This is a genomic window from Synechococcus sp. LTW-G (assembly GCF_054459035.1).
The window spans coordinates 61,170-75,221 of record NZ_JBTKYW010000004.1 but is presented as its reverse complement, the minus strand read 5'-3'; the positions used below and the strand labels follow the sequence as shown (position 1 = coordinate 75,221).

The following is a 14,052-nucleotide window of genomic DNA, read 5'->3' as shown; positions in this document are numbered from 1 at the left end:
TAGGCACAGCCATGGATCTGCGCCACTCAGGAAACTCTCAGGCAAACCCCAGACAATCCTTCTGGCTGCAGCAATTGGGGCTGCATACGGTGGACAGAAGCCACCGAACACCTTCATGACGGCTTCCACCCTCAAGCCTCAGCTTCTTCGCCATGCCCTGCTGAGAAACCTGAACACCAGACAGTCCAGCAAGAAGAACCCGCTCCAGAAGGGCTTCACCTTGGTGGAGCTGATGGTTGTAATCGTAATCGTTGGAATCCTCAGCGCCATTGCCTTACCAAACTTCTTAAATCAAACAAACAAGGCCAAAGGGACAGAAGCGAAACAGAAACTCTCCGTCATACTCAGAGAAGCCCAGGCAGAGTGGCAAATGACAGGGGTCGTCGCAGATACACAGGCGGCCATAAATCAAACAATAACTAACATGAACACAGCAGGTCGGTTCGCTTACGCCTCCACCGTTGCCGACCCAGTTACAACAGCAACTGCCACAGGAAACGGAACCGATGCAAATATACCCAACACCATTGTATACAACGGCTGCGTAAATCTTGACACAGGAGAAGTAGAGATCAGCAGCTCTCCAGGAGTTACCGTCACCTGCCTGTAGCCCATACAATTAATCAACCAAATAAGCATGGAGCAATTCTAACCGAAGACAAAGTCGCAACCTTGCCCTAGATTTCGCAAGCAAAATCGAATAGCCAGCTCACCAAAGATAGAGCGATACATTATGCCGAGGGCAAAAGGAATACTCAAGAGCGAAAGAGAAGCTATTCGCGACGGCTTCATCCTCCCCCTCGTAATGATCATCTCGCTGATCATTGCGACCGGACTCATGGCCCTAGCCGCACGATCGTGGCTAGGGCTTTCCGGCACAATTCGACAAAGCCAATCGCGCCAGGCTCGCGAGATCGCAGAAGCAGGCATCGCCAGAACTCTCGAAAGCCTGAACGCGTCCTACTCCTACCTCCTCATCAAAAGCTACGACTCCAGCAATGTCGGGCAACCATGGAATGATGGCGACTACATTTCATCAGTCTGTCCAGATGCGACCTTTGGGGAACCCAGCCTCAGCGGAACAGTTGGAAGCAGCGGCAAGTACACACTCCTCAGCTATCTCTTTCAAGGCAGCCCCTTTTACGGAGGCAAAGCAACTATTCGAATGAGGGGCGAGCGACTGCATTCCAACAATTCGGTTGCCGCTACATCAGTCGTCGAGCAGACGATTGATGTCAGACCCAAGAGCTGCACGAATTCCTTTGGAGAGCCCACGGTGACCAGCGGATTTCCGGGACTACTTGGCCAACAAGTCGTCCTGGGAAACAATGATGTCTTCGGAACCCTCTCGGGGAACGTCCTCTGCCTTCAATGCTACTCAGGGACAGAATCTGAGTCTCTTAGCAGAGAGCAACAAGAAAGCTATATCCAGATGAATAGAAATGGATATGTAGCGGGCCAGATTTTTCTCGGTCCGATTGACCTTCCACCGGTGCCAGAACCACCAACAGGGCTTGCTTTTGAGCCACCGGAATCAATCACAAGCAGCACCACCTTTACCGCAGGACAAAACACGGGTGCCTGCCGCGTCGAGCAAAAAGAAGACGACACCTCCATCACCCATTGCATGGTCAATGACATCAGCCTGAAAAGCAAGAATGAAATCCTGACGGTCGATACCACAGCAGGTGATGTCCGGATTTATGTTCGAGGACGCGAAGCCGTCTTCACTGGCGGTGCCGCTATCAAACACCTACCAGCAGGTGCGAGCGCAAGCTCTCTCGGCCTATTTGGCAACCCAATCGATCCAGGCAACACAACAACGGACCAATTCGTCAGACTTGCCGGAGCATCAACATCTAACGCACTTTGGGCCTATTTCCCCGATGGAAACATGGGAATTAATGGAGGATCCAAAGAAACAGCCGAATGTGACTCAGAGGGCGAATGCACTGGTGGCGATATCAATGGAGCGGTCTGGGCTAAGGAGTGGAATGGCTCCTCTTCGAATGTCGCTCAACTGGTTGTCCCCGCCGACATCGGCACCCAATTATTCAACAAGTTTGGACCTCAATATGCCTTAGGCATTAGGGACTATGTTGCACTGGGGGTATCGCACTGGAGCAGCTGGACAAAGCAGTAAGGAAAGCATCCATCGATGAGGAACACACCAAGACAATCCAATCAGGCAGGACTGAGCATTCCAGAAGTTCTCATCGCCTCCTTCATCTTGATTTTTATTGTCTTGAGCAGTGTTCGGATGACCACCAACGCTCTCAGTGGGATGAGCAGATCGAAAGGCAGATCACTGGTCGACGCCTCGATTGCGACCCATATCGAGGCATTGCGCAAGCAGAGCTTCGAGTTTCTCTGCACCCAAGGGTGTAGCAGCAACGAATTATCGAAAGCATTGAAATATGACCTGGCTACACTGAAACCCCTTTGCGTCAACAAGAGCCTTGGGGAAGCTTTCTTAACCAGCCTTTCAGCAGCTGACAAGCCCAGCAGCTTCAACGTTGCTTCCATCCCACCAGTGACGGTCAATGCGACCTATACCGCTGACCAAAACCGGCTGCACATCAGCTATTCAGCCGCGACCAGTCCGGAGATGGTGGTGTCAACCACCCTGGTCCCTCATGCTCAAGGGTGGTGCCCGTGAAACACGAGGGTGGGTTCTCAATGCCCGAGCTCATGGTTGTCATCGTGATCGTTGGCATCCTCTCCGGTCTTGCCATTCCAAACTTCCAACAGCGCTGGGAAGACGAAAGGCTCAATAGCGCCGCCAAGCTCAGCACCAGCTGGCTTGAAGATCTCAGGCGCAAAGCCATCCAAAACTCCACGGTCTGTCGTGCCGTGATTGACAGCGCCGCGGCGACCTTCACCGGGACCTGTGATCACCAACCAACTCAGAGCTCGATCTTGGATCTGCAGCAAGAGATCACCAACACAAGCGGTCTGAGCTTCAGCTTGCAAGGCGGATCGCCCTCCACCTGGGTCTTTACCCCACGAGGGACGACCACAACCGATGGCGATCTGCGCATCAACTTGGTGGGAAGTCGCCATTCACGCTGCCTGCGCTTACTCGAACCCCTGGGGTCATTGCGTAGCGGCAAGCTTCGTTCGGGACTATGCGTCTACACAACGAGCTACTAAAGCGGACAAAAGCCGATGGCTTCACGCTGACGGAGCTGCTCGTCGCGGCCTCAATCGGAGTCCTACTGAGCGTGGTCGCTGGAGAAGCACTCGTCTCCCATCTCCAATCCAATGCCCGCCTAGAATCCCTCGAGCGCCTTCGCAATGATTGGAATCGCGCCAGTCATTTCATCGAGTCAGAAGTAGCCCTTAGCGAACGCGTTCTCACTAGCCCGGGCTCGGTCAATCTGGACCAGTGCAGTCCTTCTATTACCGCTGATGAATTTCGCTTTGCCCTAGAGATCCGCCGGGATCTACCACCAGTCATTTACTTCGTGCGGGATAACGAGGTCAATAGCAGCAGTATCTGGAATGGAAGTGCAAGTCTCTATCGCTGCGGCCCCAGCATCGCGGAAGACGGAGACTATGCCAACCAAATTACAGGGACTGAATCAAGTCTTGGAGTAAGCAAGCTCGTTCTTGATGGATTAGCCGAGGACTGCGATCTCAGCGTCATCCCAGACCCCAGCAATACAACCAACACGAGCAAATCACTTCGAATCAACTTGTGCATCAAGGGAATCAGCACACAGACGTTCGAGGGAGAGACCAACACCTACTCGCGCATCAGCCCAATTTTCTCCTATCCCAACGCGACCAGTCTCTGCAGCGATCAAAACCTGACGATTGAGGGCTTCTACAAGCTGAGTGGTGGCGACAGCTCAGCCAATACTCTCAGCGTTCCTCAAGGTGAAGTTCCGGAAGACCAAGACGTGCTGATCTGCGGCTATGGCGGCGGGGACAACATCGAGGGGTCGACAGGGAATGACGTCCTGGAAGCAGGCGATCTGACCGGCAACAGCCATCCTGGAGCGACCCTCAATGGCCTCGACGGCAACGATCGCCTCGTTGGCGGCAAGGGAGCTGACGCTCTCAATGGCAACGCGGGCGATGACGTCCTGATTGGCCAAGACGGCAATGACACCCTCACAGGAGGAACCGGGGAAAACCGCTATCTCCCAGGCCTCGGCAACGACTCCATCGTGGGCGGGCCTGATCTAGACGTGGTCTTTCTCGATGACGTCCGCAACAACTTCAGCGGCTTGAGCGCCTGCACGCGCAGCAACTGCAGCCTGAGCTACAGCAACGCCGGAACGGCCTACACCCTCACAACAACCAACGCAGAAGTGCTGATCTTCCGCGACGGTCGATACGACCTGAAGTAGCGCGCTCCGCAGCTAGCTAAAACAACTCCAGGCCTGTGAGATCCAGCAACCGCTGCGAGCGGATCGTTTGCTGACGCCCCCCGTTCGCGAACTGCTGCACCAGCTCCAAGCGCAACACCCCCTCGGCTGCAGCCACCTCAGCGCGGAACGTCTCCGGGCCGCTCGCCATCAAGCCATCGATCACCACCCGGTTGGGAGACGATCCACCAAGGCTGAGGCGGCCATCGAGCCCATAGGCCGGTCCGCAGCGCATCAACACCTGCCCGCGCCAAATGGAACTCGGGGCGCGGCCTAGTGAATAGCTGATCGGACCTGCGGCAGTCTCCAAATGCAGCACCGGAGTTCGGCCCGCCAGGGAACAGGCCGGCTCCGCCAGCTCCGGCCAGGCGTTGATCCCTTCGGCCTGGTGCAGGTCGCTGGCGACTAGATCCAGGCTGCGCCGCTGAAAGCCCCTCTCCCGCAACCCACGGACCAACTGGCTGCTGTTGCGCCCCTCCGCGAGTAGCGCCTGCAGGATCACCCCGAACAGCCCCATCCCCAGGGCCAGCGCCAAGAGCAGCTCCACCAGGGAGAAGCCTCCGCTCTTAGAGGCCCGGGTCAACCGCACAGCCCGCTGCTCCCAGTCGCCCCAATCGCACCACCCCCAACGGCAAGCCCATCACCACGCAGCGCTCCAGGTCCGTCCCGTGATGCCGCAGCACCGCCGTGCCGCCATCCAGCACCAGACCTGAGCTGGTGAAGCGCAGCAGCGCAGGGAAGTTGTGCTGCACCCTCACGCCCTGCGGCCAGGGCGTATTGGCGGCAAAGCAAGGCTCCAGGTCACTGCCCGCAGGCGGGGCCTGCCAGGCCATCTCCGCGAGCTGCATGCCGCAGGGCTCCTGCCGCTTGATCGCCTCAGCCCGAGCGCGGTTGATGCCCTGCTCCAGCGACCGCGTTGCTGCCTCCAGGCGCTGCCGGGCCAGCAAATCGCCACCGTTCTGAACACTCAAGGAACCCACGACCCCAAGCAGCCCCATCACCAGCAGCAGCTCCGGTAAGGAATAGCCAGCAGACCTCAACACAGCCCAAGCCCCGCCGCAGTGAAACGGCGCTGACGCTGGAGCTCGGGCTGATCCAGCGCACTCCAGACCACCACCACGCCGCGGCCATCAGCGGGGTCCTGCAACGCACGGCTCACCTGCGGTGGCGGCTGAATCCGGGCCGCCTCCGCCTCCAGCTGCCCCTCCACCGCCGGGCAGGACTGGCCAGGGGCAAATGCCTGACGCCAACGGGCCTGGAGCTGGAGACGATCCAGCTCAATCCGCTCCTGCAGTTCGCTGCGGGAGGCCAACTGCTGCTGCTGGCCGCCACTGGCCGCCCAGAGCCGCAGGGATCCCCCCGTCGCGCCGGTGAACAGCACGGCCGCCAGGCTGACTTCGATCAACTGCATCAGCTCAGCTCCCGAACACCAAAGGGACCAAGGGCAAAGCGCCCCTGGGTTTCGGAGTTCCTCAGCTGCAGCGCCAAGGTGCCGCCCTCGGCGCTGGGACTCCAGGACTGCAGAAGAGCGCCCGGGTCATCAAAGGACGGCCCTTCCATCGAACAAACCTCGGCCCACTGGCTGGGGGGAAGCGGCCGCTGGCAGCGCCCCTCAGCCCTAAACCAATCCGCCCAGAGCTGGGCGGCGGAGGCCAACTGATCGCGTTGCTGCACCCCCTGGTGCTCGAGCCGCTGGAGCCGGCGGCCATGCAAGACCGCGGCCTGCAGCGACAGGCTGCTGAGCCAGAGCAGCAGCACCCCCGCCAGGGCCAGGGGCAAGACAAAACCCGCGTCTTCAGGCGTTCGGCGTGCCATCGGGATTCAGGCCAACTGCGCTGAGCATTCCCCGCCCGCGGGATCAAACAACCAAACGTCGCTAGAACGAATGCAGGAGAGCGTCTCCATGGCCCAGTCCGGGAATCGCGAAACCGAGCTGCTGGAAAGCCAAGAGGCCCAGCAGTGGCGCGACAAGCTGCTAGCCGCTGGCCTGGGTTTGCTCACCTCTGGCCCCGTTGGACTGCTGGCCTCCATCGCCGCCTTTGAGCGAGTCAAGGGCAGCTGGGTCCCCTGGGCCCTGATCGGAGTCGTGGCCGCCCCGCCCTTGGCCTATGGCCAATGGGTGGCGGTGCGCATGCTGCAAGCCCCCGGCCCCGATGCCGAGATCAATGCGCCCCTGGCCGCCCTCTCCATCAGCGAAGCCGACAAGGCCGCCCGCGCCTGTGCCCTGGCCCTAAAGAACAACAGCGTCAGCAGCGGCATCCGCAACCCGATCGATGGCAGCGAGCTCTTCTGCGACCGCAGTCACCCCACCACCGTGGTGATCACCAGCAAACGGTTTTCACCCCTCGATCAACCCCGCTCCTGCGGCGGCAGCACCCTCAAGGCCGGCACCCAGGCGGCCCAATGGCTGGTCTCTCCAGCCGGAACGCTGGTCTGTAAAGCCGTCGGGCAGCCCAGCTTCTGGTGGAGCTCAGAGGCCATCAACCGCGCCGAGCTCTACCGCCGCTGCACCGAGAACCTGCGCCTGGAGGCCCAAAACGGCTTCAGCAAGAGCGCCCATCAACTGGGCCGACGGGACTACTGCGCCGAAGAGCGAGCCCTCCTGGCGCGCGACCGCATCAATCGTCAGAGCTGATTCAGCCGTTCATCGCCGCGGCCTGGAGGCAGGCCGGCAGGAAGATCCACCAGCTCAGCACCGAGCGGCACTGCTCCGGCTTCTCGCAGGGCAGCGACGAGCAGCGCACGATCGGCGGGCCGCCGAGGTTGAAGGCCATCGGCACCGGCAGTTGCTTCAGGATCCCCATCGCCGAGATCGTGCCGGACTTGGCGTTCTCGAGGATCGCGTAGCGCAGGCCTTCGATCCCGACCGTGCCGCTGGCCTTCAGGGGTTTGTAGGCCTGGGTCTGCTGGATCAAAAAGGCCTCGCCGGCCTTGGAATTGAGGAAGCGCGAAAGGGCCAGGTAGTCCACGCTGTAGGGCTTGGCCAGGGCCACCCGCAGATCCTTCTCCGGCCAGCCGGAGTGGATCACCAGCTTCATCAGCCGTTGGTCGCTGAAGCTGCCCTCGTTGATGAACTGCTCGAGTGCCGCGTAGGGAATGCTCCAGACATCGGCTCCCGTCGTGAGCTGTAGGGCGGGATATGGCTCCTGGGGAGCCGCCATCGCTGGAGCCAGCGTCGCCGGTGCAGCCAGCAGGGCCGCCAGCGCCAACACGCGCCGCATCACTGGTTGAGCTTCAGCACGGCCATGAAGGCCTCCTGGGGCACCTCGACCTTGCCCATCGCCTTCATCCGCTTTTTGCCCTTGGCCTGCTTCTGCAGCAGTTTCTTCTTGCGGGAGATGTCACCGCCGTAGCACTTGGCGAGCACGTCCTTGCGCATCGCACTGATGCTCTCCGACGCAATCACGCGGCTACCAATGGAGGCCTGGATCGGGATCTTGAACTGCTGGCGGGGGATCAACTCCTTGAGCTTCTCCACCAGGCCCTTGCCGACGTTGTAGGCCTTGTCCCGGTGCACGATCGTCGTCAGGGGGTCGGCCCGCTCGGCATTGATCAGGACATCCAGGCGCACCAGATCGTTCTTGCGATAGCCGATGAGGGAGTACTCCATCGAGGCGTAACCCTTAGTGCGCGACTTCATCTGATCAAAGAAGTCCGTCACCACCTCCGCCAGGGGCATCTCGTAGTGCAGGGTCACCCGCTCGGTGGTGATGAACTTCATGTCGATGAACTCACCGCGGCGCTCCTGGCAGAGCTCCATCAAGGTGCCGTTGTAGGTGTTCGGCGTGTAGATCTCGAGCTTCACGTAGGGCTCTTCGATCGATTCGCGCTTCTGGGGATCCGGCAGCGTCGCGGGGTTGTCGACCATCAAGGTCTGCCCGTCGAGCATGTTCACCTGATAGATCACCGATGGGGCGGTGACGATCAGATCGAGGTTGTACTCGCGCTCCAGACGCTCCTGGACGATCTCCATGTGCAGGAGACCCAGGAAGCCGCAGCGGAAGCCAAAGCCCATCGCGCTGCTGGTCTCGGGCTCGTACTTCAGGGCCGCATCACTCAGCTGCAGCTTGTCCAGGGCCTCGCGCAGGTCCGGGTACTGGTCGGCGTCGGTTGGGAACAGGCCGCAGAACACCATCGGCTTGGCCTCGGTGTAACCCGGCAGCGGCGCCTCGGCGGGGTTGTTCATCAAGGTGATCGTGTCGCCCACGCGGGCATCGGCCACGGCCTTGATCGAGGCCGCCAGGTAACCCACCTCACCGGCCTGCAGGCTGTCGACCTTGCGCTGGTCGGGGGCCATCACCCCCACCTCATCGAGTTCGTAGGTCTTCTTGCTGGCCATCAGCAGGACCTTGTCCTTGGTGCTGATCGAGCCGGAGATCACCCGGAAGTAGACGATCACCCCGCGGTAGGGGTCGTAATAGGAGTCGAAGATCAGCGCCCGCAGGGGCTCCTTCACCCGATCCGGCGGCGGCGGAACGCGGTCCACCACGGCCTGCAGGATCTCGGGAACCCCCAGGCCACTCTTGGCTGAGCAGGGGATCGCCCCGGTGCAGTCCAGGCCGATGATTGCCTCGATCTCTTCGCCGATCCGATCGGGGTCGGCACCGGGCAGGTCGATCTTGTTGAGGACCGGGATGATCTCCAGGTCGTTCTCCAGGGCCAGATAGACGTTGGCCAGGGTCTGCGCCTCGACGCCCTGGCTGGCATCCACCACCAGCAGCGCCCCCTCGCAGGCCTGCAGGGAGCGGCTGACCTCATAGGAGAAGTCAACGTGACCGGGAGTGTCGATCAGGTTGAGGATGTAGGTCTCGCCGTCGGCCGCCTTGTATTCCATGCGCGCGGCCTGGAGCTTGATCGTGATCCCGCGCTCGCGCTCCAGTTCCATGTTGTCCAGGAACTGCTCCTGCATGTCCCGGACAGCCACCGTGCCGGTGTCCTGCAGCAGACGATCGGCCAGGGTCGACTTGCCGTGGTCGATGTGGGCAATGATGCAGAAATTGCGGATCCGTGAAGCGGGGACGTCGGTCATGCGCTGGTGGAAGTCCCGGCTCGGACGGCCTTGATCCTAGGCAGCGGTCCCGCGTTCCTAAGCTCGGCGCAACTCCGTCTCAGCGCGATGAGCACCGAAACCCCAGCCGCAGCAGCCACCGAAAACGCCGATCCCCGCGCCCTCACGATTGAGAACGTGGAGCGCACCCTCGATGAGCTGCGTCCTTATCTGATGGCCGACGGCGGCAACGTGGAAGTGGTGGAAATCGACGGTCCGATCGTCAAGGTGCGTCTGCAGGGCGCCTGCGGCTCCTGCCCCAGCAGCACCATGACCCTGAAGATGGGCATCGAGCGCAAGCTGCGCGAGGCCATCCCCGAAGTCAGCGAAGTCGTCCAGGTCCTCTGAGCCCCGGCCCCTAGGCTCAAGCGCACCTGTGAACCCTAGTCCCGTGCTGGATCAGCGCCTGCTGCGCGACAACCCTGAGCTCATCACCGAGCAGCTGGGACGCCGCGGCATGAAGCTCGATCTCACGGGCCTTCAGCTGATGGCGCGCCAGGAGCGCGATCTCGAAGAAAAACGCAGCAACCTCCAGGCCGAAGGCAACCGCATCGGCAAGGAGGTGGGCCTGAAGATCAAGGGCGGCGCCGCACCGGGCAGCCCCGAGGTACAGGCCCTGCGCGATGAGGGCAACCGGATCAAGCAACAGGTCGCGGTCCTCGAGGAGGAAGAGAAGACCCTCGAGGCCAAGCTGCGCGAGGAGTTGCTGACCCTGCCCAACCTGCCCTCGGCCGAGGCCCCTGACGGCAAGGACGAGAACGACAACGTCGAGATCAAGACCTGGGGCAGCCCCCGGGCGAGCGAAGACTGGCTCGAGGAGCACTGGCAGATCGCCGAGCGCCTGGGCCTGTTTGAGACCGAGCGCTCCGTGCGCATCGCCCAGAGCCGCTTTGTGACCCTGATGGGTCTGGGTGCCCGGCTCGAGCGCTCCCTGATCAACTTCATGCTCGACCTGCACGGCGGCAAGGGCTACCGGGAGGTCCTGCCGCCGATCCTGGTCAACAGCGCCAGCCTCACCGGCTCAGGCCAGCTGCCGAAGTTCGCCGAGGAGAGCTTCCGCTGCGCCGAGGACGACCTCTGGCTGACCCCCACCGCCGAGGTTCCCGTCACCTCCCTGCACCGCGGCGAGGTCATTCCCGCCGATCAGCTGCCGCTGAAGTACGTCGCCTACACCCCCTGCTTCCGCCGCGAGGCCGGCAGCTATGGCCGGGACACCCGCGGCCTGATCCGCCTGCACCAGTTCAACAAGGTGGAGCTCTACTGGTTCTGCCACCCGGAGCACTCCGCGGACGCCCACCAACAGATCACCGCGGATGCCGAGGCGGTGCTCGAAGCCCTGGAGCTGCCATACCGCAAGATCGAGCTCTGCACCGGAGACATGGGCTTCTCCGCCACCCGCACCTACGACCTCGAGGTCTGGCTGCCGGGGGCCGGCGCCTACCGCGAGATCTCCAGCTGCTCGGTCTGCGGCGACTTCCAGGCCCGCCGCTCCGCCATCCGTTGCAAGGAGGGCAAGACCACCCAACTGCTGCACACCCTCAACGGCAGTGGCCTGGCCGTCGGCCGCACCATGGCCGCCCTGCTGGAGAACGGTCAGCAGATCGATGGCTCGATCAAGCTCCCCGCCGCCCTGGTGCCCTACTTCGGCTCGGACACCATTCCCGCGGCCTAGGCGCTCAGGCCCAGCAGCCCATTGCTGCGCTGACGGATCTGGGCCAGTCGCTCGGCGCTGGCCCCCAGCTCCTCACCCCAGGAGGGGATCAGAGCCTTGAGCTTCTGCTGCCAGGCCTCACTGGCGAAGCGCTCGCCCATGCAGCGCTGCAGCACCTCCAGCATCGTGTCCACCGCTGTCGAGGCCCCGGGGGAAGCACCCAACAGGGCCGCCAGGGAGCCATCGGCGCTGCTCACCACCTCGGTGCCCATCTGCAGGCTGCCGCGGCCATCCACCTGCTTGATGATCTGCACCCGCTGGCCGGCCACCGCCAGCTCCCAGTCGTTGGCGTTGACCTGCGGCAGGAAGTCCCGCAGGCTGTCGATCCGCTGCTTCGGGCGCTGGATCACCTGACCCACCAGGTAGCGCACCAAATCAAAGTTCTTGGCCCCCACCTGCAGGGTCGGCAGCAGGTTGTAGGGCTTGATCGAGCGACCCAGATCCCAGAGGGAGCCCTGCCTCAAAAAGCGGGTACTGAACCCGGCGTAGGGACCAAAGAGCAGGGCCCGCTTGCCCTCGATCCAGCGGGTGTCCAGGTGCGGCACAGACATCGGCGGAGCCCCGACCGCAGCCTTGCCGTAGACCTTGGCGTTGTGACCCTCAATCACCGCCGGGTTGCGGCAGACCAGCCACTGGCCGCTGACCGGGAAAGCGCCGTAGACCCGCGCCTCGGGGATCCCGGAGCGCTGCAGCAGCGGCAGGCTGCCGCCCCCGGCCCCCAAAAAGACAAACGGTGCCTCCAGCTCGCCTGCGCTGGTCTGCACGCGCCAACCGGCCCCGCCCCGCTCAAGCCCCAGCACCTGCTGCCCTAGGCGCAGGTCCACACCCTTCAGCAGCGCCCGGGTCAGGGAGCCGAAGTTCACATCCGTGCCGCGGGTCACCCGGGTGGCGGCCAGGGGTTGATCCAGGCGCCGGCCGGCCATCACCAAGGGCATCCATTCCCTTAATTGCTCAGGGTCGCTGCTCCAGGCCATGTCGGCGAACTGGGGCGAGCCCTGCAGGGCCTCAAAGCGGCGGCGCAGGTAATCGACATTGGCCTGCCCCCAGACAAAGCTCAGGTGGGGCACGGCGCGAATGAACCCCGCGGGATCGCTGAGCTGCTGGCCCTCCACCAGGGAACTCCAGAACTCCAGGCTGCGTTCAAAGGAGGCATTGATCGCTAGAGCCTTGCCGGTGGGGACCGAGCCGTCGGCGGCCTCTGGGGTGTAGTTGAGCTCGCAGTTAGCGGCGTGGCCGGTGCCGGCGTTGTTCATCGGCCCGCTGCTCTCGCGCCCCAGCTGCGGGAGCCGCTCCAGCACCACCACCTTCAGGCTGGGATCGAGCTGCCGAAGCAGGTTCGCCAGGGTGGCGCCCATGATTCCGGCGCCCACCAGAAGGGCATCACAGCGTTCACTCATGGAGCCGGAGTCGGGCGGGGCGCACTAACAACCAACGCTATGGCCGTGCCTTCCCCCCACAATGGACGGACTTTGGATCTGCAGAGATGGGCGTCCTGACGGCTCTGGCGATCCTGGCCGGCCTGATCGTGGTGCATGAGGCGGGGCACTTCTTTGCCGCCACCTGGCAGGGGATCCGCGTCAGCGGCTTCTCCATCGGCTTTGGCCCGGTGCTGCTGCAGAAGCAGCGCCGGGGGGTGCAGTTCGCCCTGCGGGCGATTCCGCTGGGGGGCTTTGTCTCCTTCCCCGATGACGACGAAGACAGCAGCATCCCCTCGGATGACCCCGATCTGCTGACCAACCGCCCCCTGCCCCAACGGGCCCTGGTGATCGCCGCTGGCGTGATCGCCAACCTGCTCTTGGCCTGGGCGGTGCTGATGGCCCAGGGGGCCTTCGTAGGCATCCCCGCTGGCTTCAGCGCTACGCCCGGCGTGCTGGTCTCGGGCGTGCAGCAGGGCCAGGCCGCTGCCGCCTCGGGCCTGAAGGCCGGCGATCGGATCCTGGCGGTGGACGGCCGCGACCTGGGCGGCGGCCAGAGCGCCGTCAGCCAATTGGTCGAGCTGGTGAAGGGCGCACCCGATCAAACCCTGCGCCTGCAGGCCGAGCGCCAGGGCCAAGCCCTGGAACTGCAGCTGACCCCCGCTGATTTGAGCGGCATCGGCCGCATCGGCGCCCAACTTCAACCCAGCGGCACCGAGGCCTTCCGCCGCCCCCGCAGCCCGATCGAGGTCATCCAGCAGGCCAACCACGATGTCGCCCTGCTCACCAAGCGGACGGTGGATGGCTTCATCACCCTCGCAACCCACTTCGGTGAGACCGCAGGGCAGGTCTCCGGTCCGGTGAAGATCGTCGAGATGGGCGCCTCCCTGGCCAAACAGGGCGGCAGCAGCCTCTTCCTCTACACCGCCTTGATCTCGATCAACCTGGCGGTGCTCAATGCCCTGCCGCTGCCGATGCTCGATGGCGGGCAGTTCGTCCTGCTGCTGCTGGAGGGTCTGCGCCGCAAGCCCCTGCCCGAGAAGTTCCAGATGGCCTTCATGCAGTCGGGCTTTGTCCTGCTGGTGGGCCTCAGCGTGGTGCTGATCGTCAAGGACACCAGCCAGCTGGCGGCGGTCCAACAGCTGCTGGGACGCTAAGAGGTAGGCTTTCTGGTCACTGCTTACGAGATCCAGGCCGCATGGCGAAGAAGTCGATGATTGCGCGCGACGTCAAGCGCCAAAAGCTTGTTGATCGCTACGCCGCCAAGCGCGCAGCTCTGATGGCCGCCTTCGAAGCCGCTGGCGATCCGATGGAGCGCCTGGAGATCCACCGCAAGATCCAGAACCTGCCCCGCAACAGCGCTCGCGTGCGTCTGCGCAACCGCTGCTGGGCCACCGGCAAGCCCCGTGGTGTGTACCGCGACTTCGGCCTGTGCCGTAACCAGCTGCGTGAGCGCGCCCACAAAGGCGAACTGCCCGGCGTGGTCAAGTCCTCCTGGTGAGT

General features: G+C 62.7%; 17 protein-coding genes. 10 read left to right on the top strand and 7 right to left on the bottom strand.

Annotation, left to right across the window (positions count from 1 at the left end; translation table 11 throughout):
* The first annotated feature begins 115 nt into the window (after positions 1-115).
* The 5 genes from ACXIQ9_RS08230 (at position 116) to ACXIQ9_RS08210 (ending at position 4,358) form a co-directional block, all read left to right on the top strand.
* Positions 116-610, top strand: a complete 495-nt coding sequence (locus tag ACXIQ9_RS08230; RefSeq protein WP_459016345.1) for a type IV pilin protein — start codon at positions 116-118, stop codon at positions 608-610.
* 123 nt (positions 611-733) lie between these two features.
* Positions 734-2,143 carry a hypothetical protein gene (locus ACXIQ9_RS08225; RefSeq protein WP_459016344.1) on the top strand — a complete coding sequence of 470 codons (1,410 nt, stop codon included), beginning with the start codon at positions 734-736 and terminating at the stop codon, positions 2,141-2,143.
* Positions 2,144-2,158: 15 nt separating this feature from the next.
* Positions 2,159-2,659 (top strand): type IV pilus modification PilV family protein, encoded by a 501-nt coding sequence (locus ACXIQ9_RS08220; protein ID WP_459016343.1) that lies wholly within the window; start codon positions 2,159-2,161, stop codon positions 2,657-2,659.
* Positions 2,647-3,153 carry a prepilin-type N-terminal cleavage/methylation domain-containing protein gene (locus ACXIQ9_RS08215; RefSeq protein WP_459016342.1) on the top strand — a complete coding sequence of 169 codons (507 nt, stop codon included), beginning with the start codon at positions 2,647-2,649 and terminating at the stop codon, positions 3,151-3,153. The genes ACXIQ9_RS08220 and ACXIQ9_RS08215 overlap by 13 nt, the downstream gene beginning before the upstream one ends.
* Positions 3,129-4,358, top strand: coding sequence for a prepilin-type N-terminal cleavage/methylation domain-containing protein (locus tag ACXIQ9_RS08210; protein WP_459016341.1), 1,230 nt, complete (start codon positions 3,129-3,131; stop codon positions 4,356-4,358). The genes ACXIQ9_RS08215 and ACXIQ9_RS08210 overlap by 25 nt, the downstream gene beginning before the upstream one ends.
* Positions 4,359-4,374: 16 nt before the next feature.
* Here the strand turns inward: ACXIQ9_RS08210 and ACXIQ9_RS08205 are convergent, their stop codons facing one another.
* Genes ACXIQ9_RS08205 through ACXIQ9_RS08190 form a run of 4 tightly spaced genes read right to left on the bottom strand, consistent with a single transcriptional unit; the run spans position 4,375 to position 6,191 of the window.
* Complete coding sequence (locus tag ACXIQ9_RS08205) at positions 4,375-4,959, bottom strand: prepilin-type cleavage/methylation domain-containing protein (protein WP_459016340.1); 585 nt, start codon at positions 4,957-4,959, stop codon at positions 4,375-4,377.
* Entirely contained in the window at positions 4,943-5,416 is a 474-nt protein-coding gene (locus ACXIQ9_RS08200; protein WP_459016338.1) for a GspH/FimT family protein, read from the bottom strand. The genes ACXIQ9_RS08205 and ACXIQ9_RS08200 overlap by 17 nt, the downstream gene beginning before the upstream one ends.
* Positions 5,413-5,787 (bottom strand): hypothetical protein, encoded by a 375-nt coding sequence (locus ACXIQ9_RS08195; protein WP_459016337.1) that lies wholly within the window; start codon positions 5,785-5,787, stop codon positions 5,413-5,415. The genes ACXIQ9_RS08200 and ACXIQ9_RS08195 overlap by 4 nt, the downstream gene beginning before the upstream one ends.
* A complete protein-coding gene (locus tag ACXIQ9_RS08190) occupies positions 5,787-6,191 on the bottom strand; it encodes a hypothetical protein (protein ID WP_459016336.1) in 405 nt (134 codons plus the stop codon). Before ACXIQ9_RS08190 ends, ACXIQ9_RS08195 begins: the two co-directional genes overlap by 1 nt.
* Before the next feature lie 70 nt (positions 6,192-6,261).
* On the opposite strand from ACXIQ9_RS08190, the gene ACXIQ9_RS08185 reads away from it, so the two are divergent.
* Complete coding sequence (locus ACXIQ9_RS08185; RefSeq protein ID WP_459016335.1) at positions 6,262-7,011, top strand: hypothetical protein; 750 nt, start codon at positions 6,262-6,264, stop codon at positions 7,009-7,011.
* 1 nt (position 7,012) lies between these two features.
* Here the strand turns inward: ACXIQ9_RS08185 and ACXIQ9_RS08180 are convergent, their stop codons facing one another.
* Both ACXIQ9_RS08180 and lepA read right to left on the bottom strand, forming a co-directional pair.
* Positions 7,013-7,597 (bottom strand): alpha/beta hydrolase, encoded by a 585-nt coding sequence (locus ACXIQ9_RS08180; RefSeq protein WP_459016334.1) that lies wholly within the window; start codon positions 7,595-7,597, stop codon positions 7,013-7,015.
* Positions 7,597-9,405 carry a translation elongation factor 4 gene (lepA, locus tag ACXIQ9_RS08175; protein ID WP_459016333.1) on the bottom strand — a complete coding sequence of 603 codons (1,809 nt, stop codon included), beginning with the start codon at positions 9,403-9,405 and terminating at the stop codon, positions 7,597-7,599. Before lepA ends, ACXIQ9_RS08180 begins: the two co-directional genes overlap by 1 nt.
* Positions 9,406-9,492: 87 nt before the next feature.
* Between lepA and ACXIQ9_RS08170 the strand changes: the two genes are divergently transcribed.
* Positions 9,493-9,771 (top strand): NifU family protein, encoded by a 279-nt coding sequence (locus ACXIQ9_RS08170; RefSeq protein WP_010312903.1) that lies wholly within the window; start codon positions 9,493-9,495, stop codon positions 9,769-9,771.
* 43 nt (positions 9,772-9,814) lie between these two features.
* A complete protein-coding gene (serS, locus tag ACXIQ9_RS08165) occupies positions 9,815-11,095 on the top strand; it encodes a serine--tRNA ligase (protein ID WP_459016407.1) in 1,281 nt (426 codons plus the stop codon).
* On the opposite strand, the gene mqo is transcribed toward serS, so the two are convergent.
* Positions 11,092-12,531, bottom strand: coding sequence for a malate dehydrogenase (quinone) (gene mqo / locus ACXIQ9_RS08160; RefSeq protein WP_459016332.1), 1,440 nt, complete (start codon positions 12,529-12,531; stop codon positions 11,092-11,094). The genes serS and mqo overlap by 4 nt on opposite strands.
* An 86-nt stretch (positions 12,532-12,617) precedes the next feature.
* Here mqo and rseP point away from each other — a divergent pair, with 86 nt between their 5' ends.
* Positions 12,618-13,706 (top strand): RIP metalloprotease RseP, encoded by a 1,089-nt coding sequence (rseP, locus tag ACXIQ9_RS08155; RefSeq protein ID WP_459016331.1) that lies wholly within the window; start codon positions 12,618-12,620, stop codon positions 13,704-13,706.
* A gap of 41 nt (positions 13,707-13,747) precedes the next feature.
* Entirely contained in the window at positions 13,748-14,050 is a 303-nt protein-coding gene (gene rpsN, locus ACXIQ9_RS08150) for a 30S ribosomal protein S14 (RefSeq protein ID WP_010312910.1), read from the top strand.
* Positions 14,051-14,052: the final 2 nt, after the last annotated feature.